This is a genomic window from Bradyrhizobium genosp. L (assembly GCF_015624485.1).
GTDB lineage: Bacteria > Pseudomonadota > Alphaproteobacteria > Rhizobiales > Xanthobacteraceae > Bradyrhizobium.
The window spans coordinates 6,661,216-6,677,263 of sequence record NZ_CP061378.1; the positions used below are offsets into that span (position 1 = coordinate 6,661,216).

Genomic DNA, 16,048 nt, shown 5'->3' on the forward strand with positions numbered 1-16,048 from the left:
CTGATCGCGCCTCACGACAACGCAAAGGACCGCCGGCCCGAAAGGCCGGCGGTTTTCGTTTACGTGAGGCGCGCGTAAGCGGACTTGCGCCGCAGCCTGCGCCAGCCGATCACGATGCCGCTGATGGAAACGACGGTGCCGACCGCCGACAGCAGCCAGACCACGATGTCGCGCGAGGGCACGTAACGCAGCAGCAGCGGGAAATCCAGGCTGTGCAGCGCGTTGAACCACCACCGATAGGCGCGGCGGCTGTCGTCGGAACGTTCGAGGAACTCGGCCGTGACGGGCGAGATATGCAGCCAGGTGCGGGCGGGTTCGTCGAAACCGATCCGCAGCACCGGAAACTCGCGTTCGTGATGCAGCGTGTACCAATAGGCATCGGGTTCATCGAGCCGGCGCGAGAACGCCATCGGCGCCTCGGGCATGGCTCGGCGCGCGGCCGCAATGATCTCATCTTGCGATAGCGTTGTCGGGGCACCGGTGACGGGGTCGGCGAGGCTTCGATGGCCATCCCTGTCGTCGAGCACCATCAGCCTGTGGCCGCCGATCCAGACGAAGCGGGCCTCGACCGTCGGTATCGACGGTGTCGACTGAAAATCCGCAACGACGTCCGGCCTGTCGTGGCCGCCGTAATTGACCGCGATCTCGCGGCTGAGGCCGCGGCCCGAGAACGCGCCACCGGGATTGAGCGACAGCCAGCCGCTGAGCATCCAGGTGAACACGAAGACGCCGCCGATCAGGCCGGCGACGTGATGCCAGGCCATCCAGCCGCGATACGGCGAGATCGTGCCGCGCGCATAACGACGCGTCAGCCGCAGCCGCAGGATGCCGATCCAGAACCCGGTGACCGCGACCACCAGGCAGACGCCGGAGATCCACAGTACGACATCCCGCCACAGCGGACCATCCTTGCGCAGCACGGTCGGATAGATCCAGTGCGGGATCGCGCCGAGCCAGTTCCAGACCCGCTCCTGCCTGTTGGTGTCGAGCGCGATCTCGCCGCTGCGCGACGAGACGTAAAGCTCGGTGCCGTCAGGATCGCCGAGCGCAATCAGATAGAGCGGCCGCAGGGGATCGAAGCGCGCCGTCACCGACCATTGATCGCGCGTCACGCTGTCGAGCAGATGCGGCTGCACCGCGTGCGGATGATGGCCGGCAACGGCAAGCGCCTGCTCCGTCGTGATCCCGTCGATGATGCGGCCGTCCACAGCGGAGATGGTGACGGCAGCGCCCTTCCAGCCGGCCACGCGATACACCGGGACATCGTCCATCATCGAGAGCCTGATGTCGCGGGGATACTGCTCCATACCCGCGATCGCCATCGCGCGGTCCGGCGCGATCCGCACCTTGCTCCAGGCGACGACAGGGAGCGCGGCGAGGCGCTCCTTGTCGGTGAGCTGCGGAAAGGCCACGTACATCATGACGAGGCCGGAGACGAACCACATCGCAAACAGCAGGCAGGTTGCAATGCCGATCCAGCGATGGATGACATAGAGCCATCGCCGTCCACGCCGGATCAGTGCGTTGCGCATGGTCAGAACTTCACGTTGACGGAGAGTTCAGCGGTGCGCGGCATGCCGAGCAGCCATTGCCCGGCATAGGGCGACGTCACGGCGTAGACCTTGTCGAACAGGTTGTACACGCGGAACGCAACCGTAGTGCGGTCATCCGGCTTCCACCTGACACCGCCATTGACCAGATTGTAGCCCGGCCGCAGCTGGGTATTGGCGAGATCGGAGTACATCTGGCCGACGATCTGCACGCCGCCATAGACCGACCAGTTGGGCGCGAAGTCCCAGGTCACCCAGACGTTCGAGACCTGCTGCGGAACGTTGATCGGGACATTGCCGGTATAGCTGACGAGCTGGCCGCTAACCGCCTGGACGTTGTTGTCGTATTTGGCGCGCAGCAGCGCGAGGTTGGCGTCAACCCGCCAACCGTAGTCCAGGGCGAGCCCGACCGACGCCTCGACGCCACGCGATGATTGCTGGCCGACCTGCAATGCCGGGCCGGTGGGTGCGTTGGGATCCGCAATGAGCAAGTTGTTCTTGACGATCTCGTACCCGGCCAGTGTCCACTCGCCACGGCCGCCCCAGAACGATTGCTTTACCCCAATCTCGGTCTGCTTACCGGTCGACAGCTGGAAGGTTCTTTGCGAAGCCGCCAGCGAGATGATGTTGGTGACGGGATCGACGCCAACAGCATATTGACCGTAGAGCGAAAGGTCCTTGATCGGTTGATACACGACGCCGGCGCGCCAGCTCGTGCCCGACAGCGTCGTATCAAAGCTGTTTGAAGGCGTCTTGTAGTCCGTGCGGTCCACTTCCGGGCGATCGTACCTGACGCCCGACACCAGCGACAACTGATTGGTCAGCGACAGCCGATCCTCGGCAAACAGCGAGTACTGATTGACGATCGCGTTGAACCCGGGCGTGGTCGGAGACGATGTGAAGAAGAACGATCCAGGATCAAACCCATAGGGACTGACCGAGGATGAGGTAGGAATCGGCGGAACGTTTGAATTGTTGGTGTGGAAGAACTCGATGTGGTTGACGTCGAAGCCGGATACAAACTGGTTCTCTAGTCCGAAGATGTGGCCGCTGAACGTCGTGTCCATCCGATCGCCGGCCTGCTTCTGATCGTGGAAGATTTCGAGATAGCTCGCGCGGTCGATCAGTTGCGTCTTCGGATTGAAGGTATAGCTCTCGATGTCGCGCCAATGCCGCTCGCTGGTCAGGTAGTAGAGCGTATTGTTGACCTTGACGCCGTCGGCCGCATCCCACTCGGTCTTCACCTGAGTCCAGCTATCCTCGTAGTGAATCGTGCTGTCTGATGCGTTGTAGTTCTTGAAACGCAGCGCGTCCAGGATCGTGCCGTTGACCAACGGCGTGCCGAAGTAGCGCGACGGGTAGCGGTTGCCGTAGTCTTCGGAGAGGGTGACGGCGAAGCTTTCAGAGACCTGCGCCCGCACCGCGGCTGAGACCACGAGATTGGACGTCTTGTCGCGATCGACCCAACCATCGGACATGTTGCCCGTGGCCGTTGCACGATACGAGATGTTCGGATTGATCGGACCGCCGCTGTCCACCGACAGCCGCCGCGTCATGTTGCTGTCCACGGACACCTCAGCGTCGTTGTAAGGCGTCTCGAGCGGCTTCTTCGGAATCACGTTGATCACACCGCCGATCGCGCCTTCACCATACAGCACCGAGGCCGGACCGCGCAGCACCTCGATGCGGTCCGCCGACCAGGTGTCGTACGGAAATGTCACCGTGCCGGAGCCGACATAGAAACGTGTGCCGTCATAGAGCGTCATCACCGAATTGCTGCCGGCAAAGCCGCGGTCGCTGAAGGACAAAGCGCCATTGCCGGGCGCCGACAGGGCGGTGAAGCCGACCGCGTTCTGGATCACGGCGTCGGTCACGTTGTGCTGGCCGCGTTCGGCGATGGTTTGCGAGGTGATGATCTCGACACTGGCCGGGGTCTGCAGCGGCGTCAGATTGAGGCGGCTGCCGGTGCCTTGCGGCTTGGTAGCGTTGAGCGTCGGCGAGGCCGATCCGGACGACGCCGAGGATTGCGGCGCACCGCCCGGCGCCGCCGTGGCGGCCGGTCGCGGCCGTGAGCGTGCGGCGACGGCGGAGCGGCTTGGTGCGACACGTTGCGGCTTGACCGCCGCAGGCGGCGAGACCTGGATCGGATCGAGCCTGGTCGATGACGCGGTTTGAGCGAACGCGCCGGCGGGCAACAGCGATGACAATGAGCAAACGAGGCCGAGGCGCCATTGGCGCGCGACGGACGAGGATGAGGACATGACAAGAGGACTCGCGGTAACGTGGCACGTCACCGCGAACGCGGACTGGCGCATTGCCGAACAGGCCATGCCCCGATCCCACCAGGACGCCCCCGCCCGATGTGCTCGCGTGTGACCACGACTGACGGCAGGTCTCCTGGCTCACGGGTCGTCGCCTGTCGCCGCCTTCCCGGGCCGAATGACCCAGTGGCTAATTGACGAAAGGCTCGCCGTTTACAGTTGCGGGGACAGCTGCGGCGTTGGGTTGCCCCGCACCGCATTCCCTTTTGATCCCCCGAGGGGGAACCGTCGCTTGAAACGATAGGAGGTGCTATCCCGGCTGTCAATTCGGCGTGACCATCGCGCACATCGTTTGCGAGATGGTGCGGCTGCGACGACACACGGTGCTTACCTCACGTCATGATCCGCGACGCAGCCTTGCATGATCGCAGCGATCTCGTCGCGCGACAGCGCACCCATTTCCGCGATGAACACGATCCGCGTCCGCGGCACACCCGGCGTCGACACGCCACCCGCGGCCAAGGTCGCGCGGCCGCCGGCGAGTTGAAACACCGTCAGCCGCCCGGGCTGCTCGACCGTCTCGAACAGGCCCTTGGCGCGCGCGAGCTTCGGCGCCAGTCGGCCGATCGCCTGCTGCAATCGCGGCAGCCGCACCGGCCACTCCGACGTCCAGCTCAGCGTCTCGAATCGATCAGTCGCGGGCCGGCGCGGTCCCGGCTCGCGGGGCTCCGGCATGTGACCGGGATCCGCCGGGAATAGCAGCTCGGTCGGTAGCTCGCCATGCAGCGCATCGACGACCACCGCCGCCGGACGCACCGCCCGCACAGCGTCGCGCATCGCGATGCGCGTGGCGTCGTCAGCCAAATCCACCTTGCTCAGCGCCACCACGTCGGCCGCGCGCAATTGCGAACGCAGCAGCGCGTCGTTCAACGCGGCGACGGGCTGGGTTGCATCGACCACGCACAGCACGGTCTCAAGCGGCGCTTCCTTCCAGATCACCGGGTCCATCAAATTGCGCACGATGTCGGAGGGATCGGCGACACCGCTGGTCTCGATCACGATGAATTCGGGACGCGGGTCGCGCCGCAGCAGCGTGGCGAGGGTGCGGATCAGATCGCCCTCCAGCGTGCAGCAGATGCAGCCATTGCTCAAGCTGACGACGCCGTCGCTGGCGCCGGCGATCAGCTCGGCATCGATATTGATGGCGCCGAAATCGTTGACCACGGCGGCGATCCGTTTTCCTTCGGCGTGCGCCAGCAGATGATTCACGACCGTGGTCTTGCCCGCCCCGAGAAAGCCTGCCACCAGCAGGATCGGGACTTGCAGGACCTGGACCGGCACGATCAGCTCGCGACCACGGGCCGGCGCACCGGCCGGCCGGGCCGCGCCGCCACATCGAGCACGCCGTCCGATATCAGCGGCTGGCCGCTGACCACGAGATGCCGCACGCCCTCGGCCGGACGGTTCATCGCCGAGAAGGTGGCGCGGTCGGAAAGCGTCTCGAAGTCGAACACCACCACATCGGCATCGGCGCCTGGCTGCAGCCGCCCCTTGCTGCGCATCGCCGGCGTGCTCGCCGCCAGGATTTCCGCCGGGATCAGCGCGCATTTGCGGATGCCCTCGAGCAGCGAGACTTTCCGGCGCTCGCGCACCCATTCGCGGATGAATCGGGTGAAGCAGCCCGCCGAGCGCGGATGCGAGGTGGCATCGTCAGGCAGCGGCCAGGCATCGCCGGTGTATGGCTTGCCGTTCGACAGCGTCCACGGCATCGCGTCGGACGCGATCGCGCCACCCGGATACAGCACCGCCATATCGAGCAGATCGCGATGATGCGCGTTGTTTTCGATATCGAGCACGTGCCACAGCACCAGCGTGGACGGCTCCTCCGCCTGCGCCGCCAGCAATTCCTCGCGGCTGCCGAAGCGGTGCCCGTCGGTCACGCGCTGCACCGAATCATAGCCAAGGCCGTTGCGTTCCTCGAACTGCGGATCGCTGAAGAAAGTCGCCGCCAGCACCGTCGAGCCGGTGCCGTAGGGATAGGCCTCCACCGTGATCGGCAGACCCTGCGCCTGGGCTTTCGCGATCAGCGCAACACAGCGCTCGATATCGGTCTTGCTCGACGAATTGAAATGGCAGATGTGCATATGCGCGCCGGTGGCGCCGGCATAGCCGATCAGGCGGATATAGGCTTCCGCCGCGCTCTCCGGATCGATCCGCGACATATAGGCGACATGGGTGAAGGTCGGCACCGCATGCTGAGCGGCGAGCTGGCACACCGCGGTCAGTTCCTGCACGCCGGCGCCCGGCGCATAGGCGTTGAGGATGCCGACGCCGATGCCGCCCTCGTTCAGGCCGTTGCCGAGCCGCTCGAGGATACCGCCGACTTCGCCGTCGGTCGCGACATTGTCGATCCAGCGGCGATCGCGCATCGCGGCGCCGAACGATTCGAGCGAGCTTTCCGCGTTCGAGCCGGTCATGGCGCCGATCCGCGCGAAGGCCCAGTTGGCGGCGGCGCCGTAGTTCAGCACGCGGCCCTTGTCGGCCTGGCGCTTGTACCAGGATGCGACCGGCAGCACGCCGGCCTCGAGATCGAGCGTCGTCGTCACGCCGTCGAAGGCCTGCATGCGGTCGGCGGGGATGGTCTGGCCATGGGCGTGCAGGTCGATGAAGCCCGGCGCCACCACGAGCCCGGTCGCGTCGATCTGCCGCTCGGCGCCGCCGAGCCCGGTGCCGACGGCAGCGATGCGCCCGTCCACCACCGCGACATCGCCGACCGCGTCCATCCCGCTCGCCGGGTCGACCACCCGGCCGCCGCTGATCACCAAACCGCCCATCTATGCCGCTCCAACATTCCCAAACCGAGATCTCGACGGCACACAGAAGCGCATCGCGCTCATCGCAGCAACCCAATCAGAGTTGTGGCCGCATACAGTGAGCGCGTAGCCCGGATTACGCTTCGCTTCATCCGGGCTAAGGATCTCGTTAGGTCACTCAAATCCCTTCGAACTGCAGCCGTGCCAGCCGCGCATAGAGGCCGTTGGCAGCGACCAGCTCGGCATGGGTGCCCTGCTCGACGATCTTGCCCTGGTCCAGGACGAGAATGCGGTCGCAGGACAGCACGGTGGCGAGGCGATGCGCGATCACCAGCGTGGTGCGGTGGCGCATCAGCTCTTCCAGCGCGGTCTGCACCAGCGTCTCGCTCTCGGCGTCGAGCGCCGAGGTCGCCTCGTCGAGCAGCAGCAGCGGCGCGTCGCGCAGGATGGCGCGCGCGATCGCGATGCGCTGGCGCTGGCCGCCCGACAGCGTCACGCCGCGCTCGCCGAGCTGCGTCTCGAAACCACCGGGCAGGCGGCGCAGGAATTCGGTGGCATGGGCGAGATCGGCGGCGCGCTCGACCTCGGCGTCGGTCGCATCGGGACGGCCGAAGCGGATGTTGTCGCGCGCGCTCGCGGCGAACACCACGGAATCCTGCGGCACCAGCGCGATGCGCGCGCGCACCTCGGCGGGGTCGGCCTGCCGGATCGGAACGCCGTCGAGCGAGATGGTGCCCGACCGGGGATCGTAGAAGCGCAGCAGCAGGTGGAACAGGGTGCTCTTGCCGGCGCCGGAAGGACCGACGATCGCGACCTTTTCACCTGAACGTACCGACAGCGACACCCCGTCGACCGCGAGCGTATTGGGTCTTGTCGGGTAGGCGAAGCTGACATTGTCGAAGCCGACATCGCCGCGCGCGGGCTGTGGCAGCGCGCGCGGCTGCGCGGGAGCGGCAATCGCCGGCCTGACGCGCAAAATCTCGAACAGCCGCTCGGCGGCGCCCGATGCGGCCGAGACCTCGCCCCAGACCTCGCTGAGCTGGCCGAGGCCGCTCGCGGCGAACGCCGTATAGAGGACGAACTGGCCGAGCCGGCCCGGGCTTATGGCGCCGGTGAGGACGTCGTGCGAGCCGACCCAGAGGATCAGGACGACGCTTGTGAACACGATGAAAATGACGATCAGCGTCAGCACCGCGCGCGCCTTGGTCGAGCTGCGCGCCGCCTGATAGGCCTGCTCGACTTCGCCGGCGAAGCGCGCCTGCGCGAGCCGCTCGCCGGTATAGGCCTGCACGGTGCGGATCGCGTTGACGAGCTCGCTGGCATAGGCGCTGGCATCGGCCAGCGTATCCTGCGCGTTGCGCGACAGCCGCCGCACCCAGCGGCCGAACGCGACCAGCGGGATCACGATCAGCGGGATCGCCAGCAGCACGAAGCCGGACAGCCGCGGGCTGGTGAACACCATCATCGCGGCAGCGCCGAAGAACAGCATCAGATTGCGTAGCGCGATCGAGACCGAGGCGCCGACCGCCGACTTGATCTGCGTGGTGTCGGCGGTGAGCCGCGACACCAGTTCGCCCGAGCGCGCGGAATCGAAGAACGACGGCGCCAACGAGAGCAGATGCGCGAACACGTCGCGGCGGAGGTCGGCGACGATGCGCTCGCCGATCGTCATCACGAGGTAGTAGCGCGAGGCGCTGGCGGCAGCCAGCACCGCGACGACCGCGATCATCACGCTGAAATAGCTGTTGATCATCGCGATGCCTTCGGGCGTGAAGCCCATGTCGATCATCCGCCTCACCGCAACCGGCACGATCAGCGTGGTGATCGCGGCGACCGTCAGCGAGATGAAGGCAAGAATCGCGCGCCCCTTGTAGCGCGCCACATAAGGCGCCAGCGCCAGCAGCGGCCGCAGGCGAGCGCGGCTTTTCGCCGGGTCCGCGAGCTGGCTCTCGATGAAGGCTTCCTCCTCGAGCAACGCATCGCGCGGCGGCTCGTGGGCGCCACGTGGGGTCTCAAGCGGTTCGGCTATGCTCATTTTTCTGTTTCTAGACCGGTTCTACTGTCCCCAAATAGGCCCGCCGCTCGCGGCTGGCAAATGGACGGAAAGTCCTAATCCGATGATGGGTTTGAGCCCGGTTTCCGGCTTGTTTTGACGGCCCCCTTGGGCTATAGAGCCGGCCAAATCCCGTATCCCAGACATCGCAAGACGGGCGCCGGCGCGCCGAAGGAACTGTCATGAAAGCCGATATTCATCCGAATTATCATACGATTAAGGTCGTCATGACCGATGGCACCGAGTACCTGACCCGCTCCACCTGGGGCAAGGAAGGCGACACGCTGAACCTCGACATCGACCCCAAGTCGCACCCGGCCTGGACCGGTGGCACCCAGCAGCTGATGGATCGTGGCGGCCGCGTCTCCCGGTTCCAGAAGAAGTTTTCGGGCTTCCTCAAGAAGGATTGAGGTCTGCACGCGACGAGCCCTTTGCCGGCCTGTCCAAACGCCCCCCTTCGCGGGGGCGTTTTTGTTTTGGGGGCGCGGTCGGTTGCCACGTATTCGTTGTCGTCCCGGCGAGCGCAAATAGCGCTGCATATGCCGTCGTCGTCCTGGCGAAAGCCAGGACCCATAACCACCGAATGTGATTGTGAACGGGGCTGCGGCCCCAGCGTCGTGCCTCAGCGGCTGTCGGGGTAATGGGTCCTGGCTTTCGCCAGGACGACCGTGAGGATAGTTTTCGATTCAGCAACCACCACCGCGGTGTCGTCACCCGCGCATGCGGGTGATCCAGTATTCCAGAGACGGTCGTGCTTGAGCCGAGAGGCCGCGGCGTACTGGGTCGCCCGATTAAATCGGGCGATGACAGCGGGGGTGGGGACGTAGCTTCGCGTTCTCGCGACATGAGTTGTCCGAGCTTTGCTTGTCGTTCCGCCCTCTTGCTTTGTAGAGGGCGCAGGGAAAGCCGGGTGCCGATTGCACCCATGGGTCCCGTGCAACAAAAAGCACGGGAGTAGGACCACAGGTGTAACCGGGAACAACCCGGCTTTCCCTGCGCGATGGGTTACGGCTTATACGTGCTCGCCCCGGCGAGACTGGGCTTTTGTGTCACCGTCATCCCTGATGAAGCGCTAGCTTCTCAAAGGAATCAACACCTGCCACTAGGGCGTCAGGCCTGCACGACTTCACCGTCCGCCTTGCGCGCGCTACGTCTTCGCGCACTCGGCGTCCACCGCATCTCACCGCAACACTAATGACGACCGCGAAGCGCCCCTCGATCGGGTGAGACGCGACATCTATACACCAATTCGCTCTTCCGATAAAACGAATTATTTTCTTGCAGCGGGATTGACAGGTTTTGCTGAGTTGCCCGTCGGGCAGTCACACCAACATCACTCTCGTCATTCCGGGGCGCGCCTCTTGGCGCGAGCCCGGAATCCATCAGGCCACAGCGTTGGTGGAGGAATGGATTCCGGGCTCTCGCTTCGCTAGCCCCGGAATGACAACGGAGTTCGTCCTGGGCTAATCCTGAAACGCCAGCCGCGCCCCGAGCGCGACCAGGACGCTGCCGCCGATCTTCTGCAGCATCCGCTGCGAGCTCCGGGAGCGTTGCAACTTCGACATCACGGCGCTGGCGAACAGCACGCAGACGATGTCGACCAGCGAGAAGGCCAGATTGACGATCGTGCCAAGCATGAACAGCTGGGCCCAGACCGGCAGGCTTGCGGACGGATCCACGAACTGCGGCAGGAACGCCAGGAAGAAGATCGCGGTCTTCGGATTGAGCACCTCGACGACGACGCTCTGCGCGAAGGCGCGCCGCGCCGAGAGCGGGGCGAGCGCGGGAGGCTTCGTCTCACCGCGATCGCGGAACAGCGACAGCCCGAGCCAGACCAGATAGGCCGCGCCGGCGAGCTTCATCGCCATGAACAGCGGCGGCACCGCGTGAAACAGCAGCGCGAGGCCGGCGGCCGCGGCGACCACGTGGACGTAGCCGCCGAGATGCAGGCCGAGCGAGGCCATCAGCCCGGCGCGCCTGCCGCCCGCCAAGGTGCGCGCGGCGGCGTACAACATGGCAGGCCCCGGGATCAGCGCGAAGGTCGCGGTCGTCACCGCGAAGGCAAGGTACAATTCCATTCGCGCGTGCTCAGCTTGCCGGGATCATCGCCGCGACCTCGCGGTCATCAGGGTTGTCGCTGGCGCCGAGGCCTGCAATCACGCCCGCGCGGTCCTCGCGCTTGCGGTTCTGGCTCATCTTCTTCTTGGCGTCGAGCCGCGTGATCGGCATCCGCAGACCAACGATGCCGCGCAGCTGCGCCTTGATGAAGTCGGCCGGCGCGTCGCTGACCTGCCAAGCTTCCTTGCGCGAGCTCTCGTGCAGTTCGGTCAGCCGCGTCACCACGTCGAGCAGGCGATCGGCGTCCTCGAAGAATTCCACCGCGCCATAGGCGTGCACGGCGACGTAATTCCAGGTCGGCACCACCTTGCCGTGCTCGGCCTTGGTCACATACCAGGACGGCGTGACATAGGCGTCGGGACCGGTGAAGATCGCCATCGCCTCGCCTGTCGCGGGCAGCTTCCATTGCGGATTGGGCCGCGCGACGTGGCCATGGAGCGTGCCGAACTCGCCCTCGCGCTCGTCGAGGATCAGCGGCAGCGGCGTACCGATCAGGCCGTCGGCGGTGGCCGTGACCAGCGTCGCGAGCCGCGATGCGCGCATCGCGGCGTGGATCGCGCCGAGTTCCTCGATCTTGAAGTGCGGCGGCAGGTACATGGCAGACCCTTCGCTGTTCGACGCCAACATAGCGCCAAAGCGGCCGACCGTCAGCCGCGCGACGGGGCTTGTCGCATCTTGAACCCATCTGGGCGGTATTACTGCTCGAACGCGGCCTTCAGGCGGTTGAGCTGCGGCACCAGCGGGTTGCCGATCGAGGCGCGATCCGGCGCCGGCGCGTGGATCGTGGTGTCGAGCCGGCGCACGCGCGTCTGCAAATCCATCGAGCGGGTGATCAGGAGCTGCAGCTGCTCGGGCAGCTTCTCGATCATGTCGACCGGGCCGGGATCGGCGGCGGTGAGCTTGACCTTGGTCTTCTCGCGGTTGGCCTGGGTCAGCGTCATCTCGCCTTCCTTGACCGCGCGGTGCAGCAGCAGCCAGGACGCGAGCTGCATCAGCCGCGTGGTCAGGCGCATGCTCTCGGTCGCGTAGGTCAGGCTGACGGCGCGTTCCAGCGCCTTGGCCTCGTTGCGGCCGTCGCCGTCGAGATAGGCGGCGGTCTGCTCGACCAGGTCCATGCCTTCGCGAAACAGCACCCCGAATGCCGCAGAATTGGTCAGCCGTTCACTGAACAGCACAAGCCCGGCCTCGCTCTGGGAACGATCCGCCATGGTTAACGCCCTCACACCACCGTAACGCCCACCGGCGTCTGGCGCGCCGGCTTATGATGAACAAATCATTGCGCGGGCGAGGCGAAGAGTCCAGCCGCAACCGGATTTATGGTTTCCAGCCGGTGGGGCGCACAAAAAAGAGCCGCCGTTTCCGGCGGCTTTTGAAGTTGATAACAGGGAGGCGTCAAACAGAGTGGACAGGAGCCACTCGGTGTCCAAACGAGGACAATGCATTGATAATCGAGAAAGCTTAACCGATCGTAAATGAGCGGATTTTTTTAGGCTTTGTTTGCCATATCGGCCAATGGCCCAGTCTGGGACAGCACGCGCATGGATGACGCGCGTCTTCCCTGCCCCCTGAAAGGGGGAAGGTCGGGATGGGTCAGCCGCGGGCGACGGTGTATGTGGAGAGAACGGATCCCCGCCCGCTTTGCTCTGTGAGCAAAGCGACCTCCCCTTTTCAAGGGGAGGTGGAGTTCCTCTGCCGAAGCGCGAAACTATTTCTTCTCACAGTCGATCGCCGCGTCGGAATAATTGGCGTCACAAAACTGATCGCAACGGACCTTTTGCGCCTTCGCCATGTCCGGGCACGATTTGTTGGCAGGCAGTTCGCTGCACGCGCCGAGGTTCGTTTCGAACAGCGCCTGGCAGTCGCGCTCCTTGCACTGGCGCGCGGTTTTTTCACCTTTTGAACAGGCCGACGGCGTGCGGGCGGACGCTGGGGCCGCCTGCACCATCACGGCCGCGATCAGGCCGGCGAGAAAAATGGCTCTCATAATGGCTCTCATGGCGACGACTTGAAGAACGAGTTCGCGGCGTCCTTCGATGCACGCTTCTTCGTCATCGCTTCCTTCAACCGGTCGACCTCCGACGTGAGCAGCGCGATGCGTTCGCTCAACTCCTCGACTGACAGCAGCGAGAGGTCTTGTCCGATCTCGTGGCTGATCTTTTTCTTCGGACGGTCGTCATCCTCGATTGGCATGTCTCCTCCCGGCAATGATCTGGCGCCAAGCGCCCAGGGATGCTATATTCCCCGATCAGGAGAATTTTGCAGTGACTTTCTCGTGCGCGCAACGTCTGACGCGAATGCCCCGGCCCGACCGCAAGGAGGCTGACCGGACGGGATAGTGCGCGTCCACGCGCGCAAGGCATGAGCCGACCCCAAGCCCTTCCGATCGTGCGGGAGGGCTTTTCATTTCTCGATTCGTCCGGGGTCGGCAGCAGCACACGCGAAAGACCGCACCCATGACCAAGATTCTCATCACCAGCGCGCTGCCTTACGTGAACGGCGTCAAGCATCTCGGCAATCTCATCGGCTCCCTGCTGCCCGCCGATGTCCACGCCCGCTTCCGGCGGCAGATCGGCGACGACGTCCTCTTCATCTGCGCGACCGACGAGCACGGCACCCCGGCCGAGCTCGGCGCGATCGACGCCGGACAAGACGTTCGCACCTTCTGTGACACACAGCACGCGATCCAGGCCGACATCTATCGCCGCTTCGGCCTCTCCTTCGACCATTTCGGCCGGACTTCTTCGCCCTGCAATCACGCGCTGACGCAGCACTTCTATCGCCGACTCGCGGAGGCCGGCCTGATCGAGGCGCGCGAGCTCCAGCAGATCTATTCCCCGAAGGACCGGCGCTTCCTGCCCGACCGCTACGTGCTCGGCACCTGCCCGCATTGCGGCGACCGGTCCGCACGCGGCGATCAATGCGATCATTGCGGCCGACTGCTCGATCCGCCCGAGCTGATCGAGCCGCGCTCCGCGCTGTCGGGCGACCGCGCGCTCGAAATCCGCACCGGCCGTCATCTGTTCCTGCGTCAGTCGCAGCTCGTCGCGAAACTCGGCGGATGGATCGACAGCCGGTCCGGCTGGCCGCCCTTCGTGGTCTCGACCGCAAAGAGCTGGCTCAATGCCGATCTGCGCGATCGCTGCATCACGCGCGATCTCGCCTGGGGCATCGCGGTGCCGCGCGCGGGATTCGAGGACAAGGTGTTCTATGTCTGGTTCGATGCGCCGATCGGCTACATCGCCGCCACCCAGGAATGGGCGGCTCTCGCACCAAGCCGCGACTGGCGCGACTGGTGGTGGCAGGCCGATGACATCAGCTACATCCAGTTTCTCGGCAAGGACAACATCCCGTTTCACACCGTGAGCTTTCCGGCGACCTTGCTCGGCTCGGGCGAGCCATGGACGACCGCCGACGTGATCAAGGGATTCCACTGGCTCACCTATGAGGGCGGAAAATTCTCGACCAGTCGTCAGCGCGGCATCTTCACCGATGCGGCGCTTGCGGAGTTGCCCGCGGATTTGTGGCGCTGGTGGCTGATCGCCAACGCGCCCGAAAGCGCCGACACCGATTTCAGCATCGCGAAATTTGCCACCGACGTGAACAAGGATCTTGCCGACATCTTCGGCAACCTCGTCAACCGCATCGTCAGCTTCACGCATCTCGCCTTCGCTGGACGCATTCCCGACGGCGGCACGCAAGGTGACGCCGAGCGACGGCTCGCCGATGAGTTGGAGCAGCGCATCGCAACGCTGCATCGCCATCACATTGCGCTGGAATTTCGGGGCGCGGCGGCGGCGATCCGCGCGATCTGGGATACGTCGAACGCTTACTTGCACCACGCAGCACCCTGGACTGCCATCAAGTCCGATCCCGATCGCGCCGCCGTCGTGACGCGCACCGGGCTCAATCTGGTCAGGCTCTCGGCGACGCTGGCGTGGAGCATCGTGCCGCATCTCGCGGAACGCGTGCTTCGCGCCTTCGGCCACGACGATGCGATCCCGCGCTGGCCCAATGGCCCACTCGCGTCGCTGCTGGACGAGGGCGCGGGCACACCGGTGGAAAATCCCGGTCCGCTGATCGAGAAGATCACAGCTGAGCGAGCCGGCCAGCTGGCAGCGCGGTTCGGGGCTTGACGGCGTTTCACTTCGGCGGGAAAGGCGATATGCCATCCGCCGATCTTCATCCTGGACCAGGGACCCGCCATGCCAAATCTGCCCGCGCAAATGACCGTCGTCGCCATCAGCAAGCCGGGCGGCCCGGAGGTGCTGGTGCCGGAGACCCGCGCGCTGCCGGTGCCGAAGGCCGGCGAGATCCTGGTCAAGGTCGAAGCCGCCGGCGTCAATCGTCCTGACGTCGCGCAGCGCTCCGGCTCCTATCCGCCGCCGCCCGGCGCGAGCGACCTGCCCGGCCTCGAGATCGCAGGCGAAGTGGTCGCGCTCGGCGAAGGCGCCACCAGGCACAAGATCGGCGACAAGGTGATGTCGCTGGTCGCCGGTGGCGGCTACGCGCAATATTGCATCGCGCAGGACGGACAGGCGATGACCGTGCCGCCGGCATTGTCGATGCAGGAAGCCGGCGCGACAGCGGAAACGCTGATGACGGTGTGGCACAACGTGTTCGAGCGCGGCGCGCTGAAGGCCGGCGAGACGCTCTTGATCCATGGCGGCTCGTCGGGCATCGGCACGATGGCGATCCAGCTTGCCAAGGCGTTCGGCGCCAAGGTGATCGTCACGGTCGGCTCGCAGGACAAGGCCGAGGCATGCCTCAAGCTCGGCGCCGACCATGCCATCAATTACAAGACGGAGGATTTCGTCGAGGCGGTGAAGACGATCACCGGCGGCGCCGGCGTCAACGTGATCCTCGACATGGTCGGCGGCGACTACATCGATCGGAACTACGATGCCGCCGCCGTCGAGGGCCGCATCGTGCAGATCGCGTTCCTGTCGGGAACACCGAAGGCATCGGCCAACTTCGCCAAGCTGATGGTCAAGCGCCTGCACCACACCGGCTCGACCCTGCGCCCCCGTAGTAATGCGGACAAGGCGGCGATGGTCGCCGCGATCGAGGCCAAGGTGATGCCGCTGCTGCGCGAAGGCCGCGTCAAGCCGCTGATGGACAGCACTTTCCCGCTGGAAAAGGCCGCCGATGCGCACCGCCGCATGGAAACCAGCGAGCATATTGGCAAAATTGTGTTGGTCGTTTAACGATCGCGACGGATGAAGGGGCGGAAACCCTTTGATTTCCTTCGCTTTC

At 65.2% G+C, this 16,048-nt stretch carries 13 protein-coding genes and 1 riboswitch; of the genes, 3 read left to right on the plus strand and 10 right to left on the minus strand.

The annotated features are described in order from the left end of the window. Positions 1-59 precede the first annotated feature (59 nt). The 5 genes from IC762_RS31765 to IC762_RS31785 form a co-directional block, all read right to left on the minus strand. Positions 60-1,532 (minus strand): PepSY domain-containing protein, encoded by a 1,473-nt coding sequence (locus IC762_RS31765; protein WP_195786027.1) that lies wholly within the window; start codon positions 1,530-1,532, stop codon positions 60-62. Between the two features lie 2 nt (positions 1,533-1,534). Further along, on the minus strand, positions 1,535-3,811 hold the full coding sequence (locus IC762_RS31770; protein WP_195786028.1) for a TonB-dependent receptor: 2,277 nt from the start codon (positions 3,809-3,811) through the stop codon (positions 1,535-1,537). A gap of 109 nt (positions 3,812-3,920) precedes the next feature. Further along, positions 3,921-4,116, minus strand: a riboswitch (cobalamin riboswitch). 82 nt (positions 4,117-4,198) lie between these two features. Further along, a complete protein-coding gene (locus tag IC762_RS31775) occupies positions 4,199-5,137 on the minus strand; it encodes a CobW family GTP-binding protein (RefSeq protein ID WP_195790379.1) in 939 nt (312 codons plus the stop codon). 17 nt (positions 5,138-5,154) lie between these two features. Then, on the minus strand, positions 5,155-6,645 hold the full coding sequence (locus IC762_RS31780) for an amidohydrolase family protein (protein WP_195786029.1): 1,491 nt from the start codon (positions 6,643-6,645) through the stop codon (positions 5,155-5,157). Positions 6,646-6,802: 157 nt separating this feature from the next. Then, positions 6,803-8,659, minus strand: a complete 1,857-nt coding sequence (locus IC762_RS31785; protein ID WP_195786030.1) for an ABC transporter ATP-binding protein/permease — start codon at positions 8,657-8,659, stop codon at positions 6,803-6,805. Positions 8,660-8,859: 200 nt separating this feature from the next. Here IC762_RS31785 and rpmE point away from each other — a divergent pair, with 200 nt between their 5' ends. After that, positions 8,860-9,087 (plus strand): 50S ribosomal protein L31, encoded by a 228-nt coding sequence (gene rpmE, locus IC762_RS31790; protein ID WP_016845230.1) that lies wholly within the window; start codon positions 8,860-8,862, stop codon positions 9,085-9,087. Positions 9,088-10,140: 1,053 nt separating this feature from the next. Here the strand turns inward: rpmE and IC762_RS31795 are convergent. From IC762_RS31795 to IC762_RS31815, 5 genes are all read right to left on the minus strand, one after another. After that, positions 10,141-10,755: a LysE family translocator gene (locus IC762_RS31795; RefSeq protein WP_195786031.1), complete on the minus strand. Its 615-nt coding sequence runs from the start codon at positions 10,753-10,755 to the stop codon at positions 10,141-10,143. Between the two features lie 10 nt (positions 10,756-10,765). Next, positions 10,766-11,392, minus strand: coding sequence for an FMN-binding negative transcriptional regulator (locus IC762_RS31800; RefSeq protein ID WP_195786032.1), 627 nt, complete (start codon positions 11,390-11,392; stop codon positions 10,766-10,768). Between the two features lie 98 nt (positions 11,393-11,490). Then, a complete protein-coding gene (locus tag IC762_RS31805) occupies positions 11,491-12,003 on the minus strand; it encodes a DUF1465 family protein (protein WP_195786033.1) in 513 nt (170 codons plus the stop codon). Positions 12,004-12,500: 497 nt separating this feature from the next. Continuing rightward, positions 12,501-12,779: a hypothetical protein gene (locus tag IC762_RS31810; protein WP_195786034.1), complete on the minus strand. Its 279-nt coding sequence runs from the start codon at positions 12,777-12,779 to the stop codon at positions 12,501-12,503. Between the two features lie 8 nt (positions 12,780-12,787). Continuing rightward, on the minus strand, positions 12,788-12,985 hold the full coding sequence (locus IC762_RS31815) for a DUF1192 domain-containing protein (RefSeq protein ID WP_195786035.1): 198 nt from the start codon (positions 12,983-12,985) through the stop codon (positions 12,788-12,790). Between the two features lie 263 nt (positions 12,986-13,248). On the opposite strand from IC762_RS31815, the gene metG reads away from it, so the two are divergent. Together metG and IC762_RS31825 are read left to right on the plus strand one after the other, a co-directional pair. Beyond that, the gene (gene metG / locus IC762_RS31820) at positions 13,249-14,928 is read left to right on the plus strand and encodes a methionine--tRNA ligase (protein ID WP_195786036.1); all 1,680 of its coding nucleotides are present in this window, start codon (positions 13,249-13,251) and stop codon (positions 14,926-14,928) included. A 69-nt stretch (positions 14,929-14,997) separates the two neighbouring features. Continuing rightward, entirely contained in the window at positions 14,998-15,999 is a 1,002-nt protein-coding gene (locus tag IC762_RS31825; protein ID WP_195786037.1) for an NAD(P)H-quinone oxidoreductase, read from the plus strand. The last annotated feature ends 49 nt before the right edge of the window (positions 16,000-16,048 follow it).